Origin of the sequence: Asticcacaulis biprosthecium C19 (genome assembly GCF_000204015.1) — a bacterium.
GTDB lineage: Bacteria > Pseudomonadota > Alphaproteobacteria > Caulobacterales > Caulobacteraceae > Asticcacaulis > Asticcacaulis biprosthecius.
In genome coordinates, this window is the sequence record NZ_GL883077.1 from 1758400 (window position 1) to 1768985 (window position 10586).

Annotated in this window: 8 protein-coding genes; 4 read left to right on the plus strand and 4 right to left on the minus strand. The window is 60.2% G+C overall.

Features of this window, described 5'->3' with window-relative positions; translation table 11 throughout:
- Positions 1-39: 39 nt before the first annotated feature.
- Both ABI_RS08265 and ABI_RS08270 read right to left on the minus strand, forming a co-directional pair.
- Positions 40-972 carry an ROK family protein gene (locus ABI_RS08265; RefSeq protein WP_006272464.1) on the minus strand — a complete coding sequence of 311 codons (933 nt, stop codon included), beginning with the start codon at positions 970-972 and terminating at the stop codon, positions 40-42.
- 1 nt (position 973) lies between these two features.
- Positions 974-2755: an alpha-amylase family glycosyl hydrolase gene (locus tag ABI_RS08270; protein WP_006272465.1), complete on the minus strand. Its 1782-nt coding sequence runs from the start codon at positions 2753-2755 to the stop codon at positions 974-976.
- A 370-nt stretch (positions 2756-3125) separates the two neighbouring features.
- Between ABI_RS08270 and ABI_RS08275 the strand changes: the two genes are divergently transcribed.
- Both ABI_RS08275 and ABI_RS08280 read left to right on the plus strand, forming a co-directional pair.
- Positions 3126-5522 (plus strand): TonB-dependent receptor domain-containing protein, encoded by a 2397-nt coding sequence (locus ABI_RS08275; protein WP_085930179.1) that lies wholly within the window; start codon positions 3126-3128, stop codon positions 5520-5522.
- Positions 5523-5614: 92 nt separating this feature from the next.
- Complete coding sequence (locus ABI_RS08280) at positions 5615-6832, plus strand: MFS transporter (protein WP_040308710.1); 1218 nt, start codon at positions 5615-5617, stop codon at positions 6830-6832.
- Between the two features lie 98 nt (positions 6833-6930).
- Here the strand turns inward: ABI_RS08280 and ABI_RS08285 are convergent, their stop codons facing one another.
- The gene (locus tag ABI_RS08285; RefSeq protein WP_006272468.1) at positions 6931-7917 is read right to left on the minus strand and encodes a LacI family DNA-binding transcriptional regulator; all 987 of its coding nucleotides are present in this window, start codon (positions 7915-7917) and stop codon (positions 6931-6933) included.
- A 211-nt stretch (positions 7918-8128) separates the two neighbouring features.
- On the opposite strand from ABI_RS08285, the gene ABI_RS08290 reads away from it, so the two are divergent.
- On the plus strand, positions 8129-8710 hold the full coding sequence (locus ABI_RS08290; protein ID WP_006272469.1) for a hypothetical protein: 582 nt from the start codon (positions 8129-8131) through the stop codon (positions 8708-8710).
- A 42-nt stretch (positions 8711-8752) separates the two neighbouring features.
- Here the strand turns inward: ABI_RS08290 and ABI_RS25580 are convergent, their stop codons facing one another.
- Positions 8753-9166 carry a hypothetical protein gene (locus tag ABI_RS25580; protein ID WP_006272470.1) on the minus strand — a complete coding sequence of 138 codons (414 nt, stop codon included), beginning with the start codon at positions 9164-9166 and terminating at the stop codon, positions 8753-8755.
- A 178-nt stretch (positions 9167-9344) separates the two neighbouring features.
- On the opposite strand from ABI_RS25580, the gene ABI_RS08300 reads away from it, so the two are divergent.
- Positions 9345-10586: a helix-turn-helix domain-containing protein gene (locus ABI_RS08300; protein WP_006272471.1), complete on the plus strand. Its 1242-nt coding sequence runs from the start codon at positions 9345-9347 to the stop codon at positions 10584-10586.

The window sequence follows — 10586 nt, forward strand, 5'->3', positions numbered from 1 at the left end:
GGGATCGCTCGCGCGGTGCTCACACGTTCTGGGATGGCTCTAAGGTCGTTGGGCGCCCGAAGGTTCGACGGCGCGCGACGTTTTGAGCCATGCGTCCTGTGCCAGGGCCAGAGCGCCCATTATGCCCGCCCGATCACCAAGATGAGCGGGTTGGATGAAGTCGTCAAAGCTCGTGAGGGTCTCCAAAGCTTCGATATAGCCGCGCAGCCCGCTGTATACCGCCTCGCGGGCGGCCGACAGGACCGTTTCATTCAGCCCTACGCCACCTCCAACCAGGATACGTTGGGGCGAGGCGATGAGGATCAGGCTGTGGAACAATTCCGCCAAATACCTGCCGGTCAATGTCCAGACCGCGTCCTCCGCCGAAAGTGTTTCGCCTGCCTTGCCGGTGCGCGCCTGGATGGCAGGACCGCACGCCATCCCCTCGAGGCAATCACCATGAAACGGGCAGTGTCCGGCGTAGGTGTCACCGGGCTGACGGCGGACACGGATATGACCGGCCTCAGGATGGAGCAGGCCGTGGACCGGCCTACCGTTGCTGACGAGGCCGACGCCTATGCCTGTACCGACAGTGACATAGGCAAAATTGTCGAGACCCTGGGCCCCGCCCCAACGCGCTTCGCCCAGGGCCGCGCCATTTACATCCGTGTCCAGGGCGATCGGAATTCCCGGAAAGGCAACCGCGATGGGGCCCAGAAGGTCGGCACCGCTCCAGCCGGGCTTGGGCGTCTTAAGCAGGTGACCGTAGGATGGGGTGCCGGGGGTAAGACCAACGGGCCCAAAGCTCGCAATGCCTATGGCATCGAAATCCTGTTCGCCAGCGAGGCGTCTGAGGTGCTCAACCGTGTCAATCAGGGTTGAGGCCGGGGCAAGGGTGGGCAGGCGAACCACAGGGGACAAGTCATCGGGACCGCTCCCGGCAGACAGGTTGACCTTGGTTCCACCCAGTTCGATACAGGCAAAATGGGCCATGTCACGACGTCCGCAATGACCAGCGCACGCCATAGGGCGCCAGCATCCGACTGTCGCCCGTCAGAATGTGCCCGGCGCAAGGAAGGTCAAACACCGCTTCCGACAGGTTCGCTTCGCAGACAAAGCCGCCCTTGGCCATTGGGCGTTCAAACGTGAGGACCGCGTCATGAGCCGCCGGTTTCACCGTCAGGCCGGGCAAGATCTCCAGCTTCATGAGCAGGGCTGATAATTGCTGAAGGTAACCGAAAATGTCGGCGCGTGGTGACGAGGTCTTCCGGGCCTGGTCCGCCGCCGCCCAGTCCATTTCAGGGCGATGCAGCCAGCGCAATTCATCTCTCAGGGCTGGGTCGTCGCGGAAGGTTTCGAAGTTCTCCAATCCAACCTCGTCGCCCATATACAACAGGGGGATTCCTTCGAGGGCGTAGGTAATGCCGTACAGCAGTTTAAGCCGCGCCATGGCTTGTGGATCGTCGAGCCCGCCGCACAGGCTGGCGGCCATACCACAGCCAGAGGCAGGGAACCCCTCGGGGGCTTGAAACGCCAGGCCGCGCGCATAGGACCCCTGACCGGCGAAAAAGTTCGACCAGGCCCGCAGTCGCTCCATGGGCACTGTGTCGGCCAGGGCCAGCCAAATGATGTCATCATGACAGCGAACATAGTTCAGCCATTGGCCGTGCGCCGGTTTCTCGCCGGCGCGCGCGATGATGGACCCTAGCAGGTCTGATTTCTGGTCGGCCATCGCACCCCATAAGGCCGTCATGACGCCGTTGTTATAGGCGAGATCACATTCGCGAGCCTGCAGCGTGCCGAAGAAGGGCAGGACGGAGGCCTGGGATTCGATGGCCTCGGCCAACAGAAAGACGGACGGTGCAACGAGGGATACCAGGCAGCGCAGCGCGCGAAGGATGTTGTGAGTCTGCGGCAGATTGCGGCAGATGGTGCCTTTTTGTTTCCACAGATAGGCCGTCGAATCGAGGCGAAAGCCTTCAACACCAGCGTTGGCGAGGTATAACAGGCTGTCTAGTATTTCGACAAAGACGCGCGGATTGGCGTAGTTGAGATCCCATTGGAACGGGTAAAATGTCGTCCACACCCATCCGCCGGCGGGTTCGTCATAGGTGAAACTTCCAGGGGCTGTGCCGGGAAAAACATCCTGCAGTGCCTCTTCCCAGGCGTCGACATCGGCGCGGTCATCCAGCACGATATAAAAGTCGGCGAAGTCGGGGTCTGCGGCCAGCATCTTTTGCGCCCACGGGTGTTCGCGCGCCGTGTGATTGCAAACCATGTCGATGACCAGCGACATGTCGCGTGCCCTAAGTTCTGACGCGAGCGCGCGCAGGTCATCCATTGTGCCCAGGCGGGGATCGACGTCACCATAGTCGGCGACAGCAAAGCCACCGTCTGAGTCACCATCGCGCGGTTTCAGCAGAGGGAGGGGGTGAAAGATGCCGACATTGAGGGCTTTCAGATGATCGAGGTGGCTGATCGTGCCCTTAAGCGTCCCAGCAAAACGGTCGATATAGGTGCAATAGGCAGGGCGGCCGGGTTTCATATACCAATTGGGCGTATCGCTGCGTGCGGCATCCAGCGCTTTTAATTCGGGCGGTCGCTTCGCGTGGGCGCGGCCGATTCGTTTCGCCATCTCTTCCAGGCAATCCGCGAAACCTGGATGGTCGCCGTAGATCTGGGCCAGTTCTGCCGCCGCGGACCGCCACAGTGGCGCGGCCTTGACGGTCTGTTCGCTGGGGTTGGGGGCGAGTGTATCGAGAGCCTGAAGTGTCATGCGCGAGTTGGCCTGGTTGAGGGGGCAGTGCCCGTAAGCGAGTGTGGGCTGAATTCCATAACCAATTCTGCAAACGTTCGCAAATAAATGCGAATGGACTTGCGGAAAAATCTGCGAAAAGTCGAGGAATGGCCCCTATTGAAGCGGTTTTGTGCTATTTGTGCCACAAAAAAGCAGAAATTCGGGATTAGGTGACTCAAAAATCTTGAAAACGTTGTCAAAGAATGAGAAGCGTGAGGTGCGGCGCGTCACGTGCCGAAAAGTCATAAAAGAACACATGCGCATCGCGCAGACCGGGAGCTAACAGATGAGCCTTCACTTGAATTGCACACGTAAACTTCTAATGGCAGGGGCCTCGGTTGCCATACTCATGGCGCTTGCGTCGGGAGGGCGGGCACAAGAAGCCGCGTTGACCCAGGACACCCTGGACACTGGCACCGAAGTGATTGTGACTGGCGTTGCCAAGGGCACCAACAAGTTGAGTACCTCGATTTCTGTCAGTTCAATTCAGGTTGACGAACTGCAAAAGTTCGCGCCGCGATCAACGGCTGAGGTCTTCCGCAATATTCCGGGCGTTCGTTCCGAATCGACCGGCGGCGAAGGCAATGCCAATATCGCTGTGCGTGGCTTGCCCGTGGCCGCTGGTGGCGCAAAGTTCCTGCAATTGCAGGAAGACGGCCTGCCGGTTCTGGAGTTTGGCGATATCGCCTTCGGAAATGCCGATATCTTCCTGCGCACCGACCTGACGGCTGGGCGTGTCGAGGCGATCCGCGGCGGTACGGCTTCGACGCTCGCTTCCAACTCGCCGGGCGGCATCATCAACATTATCTCAAAAAACGGCTCACGGCCGGGCGGCACGCTGCAATTGACCCAGGGTGTCGACTTCGGCCAGACGCGCGGTGATTTCGAATTCGGCGGGGCTTTGACCGAAAACACCGACTTCCATATCGGCGGTTTCTACCGCTCGGGCGAAGGACCACGCACGGCGGGTTATACGGCCAACCAGGGCGGCCAAATCAAGGCCAACCTGACACGTAAGTTTGACAACGGTTTCATTCGCGTCGGCGTTAAGTATCTCAACGACAAATCGATTGGTTACCTTCCGATGCCCATGAAGGTCACGGGTACCAACAGCGACCCCAAGTGGTCCTCTGCGCCTGGGCTCGACGCCAAGGCAGACACCATCCATTCGGCCTACTTTCTGCAAGACGCCGGCCTGGATGGCCGCAACAACCGATCTGTGACCGATATTCGTGACGGTATGGCTCCCAAGAGTCTGGTGTTCAATGGTGAGGCTAATTTCGAGTTCGGTAACGGCTGGGCGTTAAACGGTAAATTCCGGGTGGCCGATACCGAAGCCAATTTTGCGTCTCTCTTCCCTGCGCAGGTGGGCTCGGACGCGGCTATCGTTTCGGCCATCAATGGCGCCAAGGGGACATCGGGCACACGCCTGGTTGTCGCCGGCGGACCCGGAGCGGGGACGACCTATAGCGGTCTTGCCATGATCGTCCATACCTTCAATACACGTCTGAACAGCCTGGACAACGCTGCCGGGGATCTTAAGCTGTCCAAAACGTTTGATGCGGGCGAGGTGCCGGTCGATCTTACCTTCGGTCTCTACAATTCGTCCCAGACGATCGACATGGACTGGATCTGGAACAGCTATGCCATGGAGGTAGCGGGCGACAATGCGCGACTGCTGAACCTCTATGATAGTAACACCAATCTGTCGCAGAACGGCCTCTATGCCTACGGCGTCCCCCTGTGGGGCAACTGCTGCACCCGGCACTATGACGTGCAGTACGATATCGTCGCCCCGTATATCGTGGGCAAAGCCCAGTTCGGCAAGCTGACCGTCGAAGGCTCAGTGCGTCAGGACAGCGGCAAGGCGCGCGGTAACTTTGCCTACAGCACCCAGATGGCAAATTTCGACGTCAATGGCGATGGTACGATTCAGAACCCGGAGACCAGCGTTTCGTTCATCAACTACGCTGCGCCCAAGCCGGTCAACTATGACTGGAACTACACGTCCTACTCCTTTGGCGCCAATTACCGGATCAGCGAAAATTTATCCTATTTTGGCCGCTACTCGAACGGCGCGCGGGCGAATGCGGACCGCCTCCTGTTCGGGAAAATCAATGAAACCGACGGATCGGTCGCAAAGGAAGATGCTATCGATTTCGTCAAGCAGCTCGAGGTTGGCGTCAAGTACCGCAATGGAACGACCAGCCTGTTCCTCACCGCCTTTAGCGCCGAGACCGAAGAGCAAAACTTTGAGGCGACATCGCAAAAGTTCTTCGACCGGGTGTACACCGCCAGCGGCCTCGAACTGGAGGCAGCCTATCACGCTGGCGCTTTCCATGTCAGCGGCGGCGCCACCTATACGCGGGCTGAGATATCGAAGGACGCCCTGAACGCAGCGCAGGTCCGCAACCGTCCACGCCGCCAGGCTGAGTGGGTCTTCCAAGTGACCCCGTCTTATAAATTCGAGCATGTCGAACTGGGTGCCAACTTCGTCGGTACCACCGATGCCTACGCTCAGGACGACAATCAGTTGGTTATGCCGGGCTATATCCAGACCAATCTATTTGCCGATTACCGCCTGACAGAAGGTCTGACAGCGTCCTTGAACATCAACAACGCGTTTGACGTTCTTGGGATTACCGAAGTCGAAGAGGGCGCCATCACTGCCAACGCGACCAACTATGTCCGGGCGCGCGCCATCAATGGCCGTACAACGACCGTCACGCTGAAGTATCGTTTCTAGATCCGACCCGTGACCGCAATTTAATTCGCTGTTACGATACCTTGGGCCGGCGCAACTCCCAAACGCCGGCCTTTTTTCATTGGAGCGCGCCCATGAACGCCGCTGTCCGTCCCGTCAACCCGGTACTCATCACCGGCCTGACCTATCTGATGTTCATGATGTTCGCTATGACCACAGATGCGGTCGGTGTCATTATCCCCGAGGTTATTCGACAATATGGCCTGACGATGACTCAGGCCGGCGCCTTCCACTACGCGACCATGGCCGGCATTGCCCTGGCCGGTCTTGGCCTGGGGTTTCTGGCCGACCAGATGGGACGCAAATGGACCATCATTCTGGGGTTGTCGCTGTTTGCGCTTAATTCCTTCCTGTTTGCCGTGGGCGATGACTTCCTGTTTTTCGCGGGTCTGTTGTTCGTGTCGGGTCTCGCCATCGGTATCTTCAAGACCGGGGCGCTGGCCCTGATCGGCGACATTTCAACCTCGACCGAGAGCCACACCCGGGTCATGAATGCGGTCGAAGGCTTTTTCGGCGTCGGTGCCATCCTGGGGCCGTTGATTGTCGCCCAGCTTCTGATCACGGGTGCGTCGTGGAAATGGCTCTATGTTATCGCCGGCGCTTTGTGCACGCTGTTGATTCTGACGGCCTTTCTGGTCCGCTATCCAGCCCGACAGGCCAGGTCTGAACCCGGTGTCAATGTGTCCGGTCTGCTTGCCCTTATGAAGGATCCGTTTGCCCTGTCCTTTTCAGGGCTCGCCATGCTGTATGTCGGGGTCGAAACAGCTATCTATGTCTGGATGCCGACCCTGCTTGCTGGATATAAAGGCCCTGCGGTCTGGCTGGCAGTTTATGCTCTGAGCATATTTTTCGTCCTGCGTGCGGCCGGTCGGTTCGTCGGAGCGTGGATGCTGGCGCGACTGGCCTGGACTCAGGTGCTTTTGGTGAGTTCGGGCGCCATCCTGATCTGTTTTGTGGCCGCACTGTTTGGCGGTAAGGCTGTCGCCGTCTACGTCTTGCCACTATCGGGGTTGTTCATGTCCGTTATGTATCCGACCATAAATTCCAAGGGGATATCGTGTTTCCGCAAAGCGCAGCACGGGGCGGCGGGCGGGGTTATCCTGTTCTTTACCTGCGTAAGCGCGGTGGTGGCCCCGTTGGCGATGGGGGCGGTTTCGGATGTCTTTGGCGACGCGCGCTACGGCTTCATGCTGGCAACGGTGATGGCGCTCGCGCTGTTCGCGGCATTGCTCTACAACCGTCTTCGCAATCCGGCGGCGGCAAGATTGAATGCGCTGAACGCCGAGTATTAGAGCGCATCCCGAAAAGTGGGATGAACTTTTTGGACAAAGACTCACTGAAAAACAAAAACTTAGAGTGCCGATCTGAGTCTACCGTATCGAAACGCGCTCTAAGTTGAAGCCCGCTCGATCAGGCTGGCGGGGATGACGGCTGATGTTGTCTTCTCGCCGTTCATTCGGCGGAACAGAAGGTCAACCATAAGCTGGGCGCCCATGCGTAAATCCTGACGTACGGTCGTCAAGGATGGTGCCATGGTGCGGGCCATGGCAACGTCGTCGAAGCCGCAGACCGCCACATCTTCGGGGACACGTCTCCCGGTCTTGGTCAAGGCCGTGATGGCGGCAACGGCAATGACGTCGGATGCCGCGAAAATGGCGTCGAACTTGCGCCGGCTGGCCAACAAAGCGCAAACCGTTTCATAGGCGGATTCATAGGTGAAGTGGGCGTCGATGATCTGGTTGGGTTTCGGGGGCAATCCGAAATCGGTCAGGGCTTCGACATACCCTCGCAAGCGGCTGGCGACCTCTGGCACCTGGGCGGGCCCCAGAAACAGAATTTGGCGCCGCCCCCGTGACAGCAGGTGCTCCGTGGCCAGGGTTCCGCCCAGAGCATTGTCTACCCCGACAGAGCAATAGGCCTGGTGCGGCAGCCGTTCTCCCCATACCACCATGGGCGCATAGTTGGCCGCCAGCGCATTAATGTTGTCGTGCTGGTCGCTTTGGCCGAGAACCAGCATGGCGTCAAAACGATGGGATTGGACCAGAGACTTCAGCCAGCCCGTTCTTGGCGCGGGATTCTTTGACATCAACATATCGTAGCCGCGGTGAAAAACCTCTTCCGAAAGGTTACCGATAAGTTCAAGCAGGAAGGGATCCGTCACCTTCTGGCCTGTCTCGTGGCCCATCGGCAAGACCAAGCCAATGGTTTCGGTGGTGCGCAGTCGCAGGTTACGGGCGGCCTGATTCACCGAGTAGCCGTGCGCCTCTGCGAGATCCAGAATCCGCTGACGCTGTGGTTCGGGCACCAGCGAGCTGCCCCCCAGGGCTCGTGAGACGGATGACAGCGATACGCCCGCCATTTTGGCGATATCGCTCATCTTTATGCGTTGTATCTTGGTCGGTGGGGTCGTCACGTAAAGCCTGAGGTCGGGGAATCGCGGTGGACAGTATGCGCGAGAGCGGTGCTCATGTCACGCTAAGGGCCGCGCTGTTATCAAATGCGCCCGCGCGCAGACTGATCCTGGTGCGCACTTCGGACGTACGATTTAGGTGTGGGCACGACGGTTGGCTGCCCTTGGGGAGATTGCCATGTATGTTCGCGCCTATCGTTCTGCGCTCGGTTTAGGTTTGTCACTCGCGCTGATGGTCAGTGTCGCTCAGCCCGGCCAGGCCCAGCCGGCGCCGCGTCCCGAGACGCTTCAGGCAGGGCTCAGTGGCCGCTGGTCCGGCTATCTGGAATACCGCGACTATCAGAGCAACGAGGCCTTTCGCTTGCCCATGGTCAGCTATATGTCAGTGGCGCCGGACACAGTGACCGTGACGAGATTGTCCAGTTTCGATGACGGCCCCCAAACCGGTATGGTCTTTATTACGACAACGACGTTGTATGGCGACACCGGTGCGACCTCAGCCATGTTTCGCAAAGGCCGCGTTGTCGAAGTCGTGACTGACCAGGCCCGAGTGGCCCGCGCCGTCGATGCCGTCCACTGGACGGTGATATTTGAGCGAGATGGGGTCGATGGTGGTCAAGAGTCGCACATCCGCGAGACCGAAACGCGTGATGGTGATACTCTGACCCGCCTTAAGGAGGTCAAGCCTTTGGGGGGCGAAGATTCTGCCTATGTATTTCGCAACATCACTGTTCTCAGCCGCGCGCCATCGGTGCCGTAGCCGCGCGATGTCTGTCGTTTCGTGTCTTACGCAGGAGAGTCGTCAGGCGACGGGTGCCTTCGGGTTGCGCTGGAACACCGAACGGGTCAGGCATGAGAAGACCAGGCGGCCGGCTTCGTCCAGCATGTCGTGCTGGGCGATCACAACGCCCTTGGTGTCGCCGACCGCGTCCTTGCCCATCACGGTCATGCGGCCGCGCAGCAGCTCTCCCGGCGGCGGGTTGCGCGACCAGCGCAGAGCATCGACCGCCAGGCGCTTGGTTTGCGGCCACTGCAGGGCGGCTTCGGTCTCCAGGCGCGACCATAGGGTGAAGATCAGGGCATCGGGCACGCCGTCGGCGGGATTCCAGGTCGGCGCATAGGTCTTGCAGAAGCCCGCCAGTTCTTCGTCGGAAATGACGCCGGCGCCGATGGAGGCAACCTGACCGATCCAGAGGTCATCGAAGGCGGCGGGCATGGCAGGTCCTGGGTTGAGTGGCGGGTAGGGCGTCGTCATAAACCGAGTTCCGCGCTTTCGCAACAGGCGGTAAAATTCGCGCGACGACGAAAAGCACGCCACCGCGCCGATTGATTATTCCCTGCCGTTATGGTTCTGTCGCGACGGAGTAATCCGCGAATCCCCATGAGTACCGAGCTTGAGTACCAGCGACAGTCCCCCCATCATCGAAGACGAACCCTATCAGGGCGTGTATCGCGGCGGCAGCGAGGCTCCGGCCGCGGCCGGTGACGGACGTCTGCCCGATCGTTTCGACCTGGCGGAACTGCTGAAGGCGCGGCGCGCCAAGCTGGGGCTGAGCCTGGAACAGGTCGCCGAGATTACCCGGGTGCGCCGGGCCTATTTGGAAGCCTTCGAGCAGGTCGCCTATGATGTCCTGCCGCCGCGCGCCTTTGCCATCGGTTACATCAAGGCCTACGCCAAGGCTCTCGGCCTGGACGAGGAAAGCCTGGCCGACATGTACAAGCGCGAGGCGACGGAACCGGCGGTGCGGTTGCACGCCCCGTCCGGCGCTTCGGTCGAAGATACCCGGCCCAACTACCGCGCCTATATTACCGCTGCCGTCTGCGTCGTCGGCGCCATCGCTATCTGGAACATCGTCCAGCACCGGCCGGTCTCGCATGGCGACAACCGAATCCAGGGGCTGAACGAGAGCGCGCCGTGGAAATGGGCGGTGCCCAATCTGCAGGAAGGCATGATGCAGTTGACCCGGCCGGCACCGGCGCCGCAGGATCAGGACGTGCCCCAGGCCTATGTCACGCCGGGTCTGGACGAGGGCTTTGCCTCGATGATGGCGGCCGACAATGCCAGCGCTGCGGTCGTGCCGGTGACCGAGGTGTTGCAGGCGCGCAAGGCGTTCAACCCGCAGGGCGCCGTCTATGGCGCGCCGCCGGAACAGTCCAATGTCACGCTGCAGGCGACCAAGAGCGTCGACCTGATCGTGCGCGACGCCAATGGCAGCATTATCTCTTTCGCCACCCAGCTCAATGCCGGCGAAGCCTACCGCGTGCCGGCGACGGAATGGCAGGACAAGCTGATCCAGATCTCAGATCTGAAATACATCGAAGTCTATTACAACGGCGAGTATGCCGGCCAGATGGACAGCCTGGTGACCACGGTCGGCAAATTGAACGGCAAGGCGGCGCAGATGTCGTCGGTGCTGGATGCGCGTCAGGCCGAAGCGGGCCAGGTCGCGGTCGTCTTCAAGACGTCGCCCAAGCCTGAGGCACCCAAGGCCGCGCCGCGCCCGACCGAGCCGATTCCTTATCTGCCCTCGGTGCGGCCCAAGCCCGTGGTCGTCGAGACGCCTGCGCCCGCCAGCAGTTCGGCCGCGCCGGTCACGACGCCTCCGCCGGCGGTACCGCCGGCCACCACCGAATAG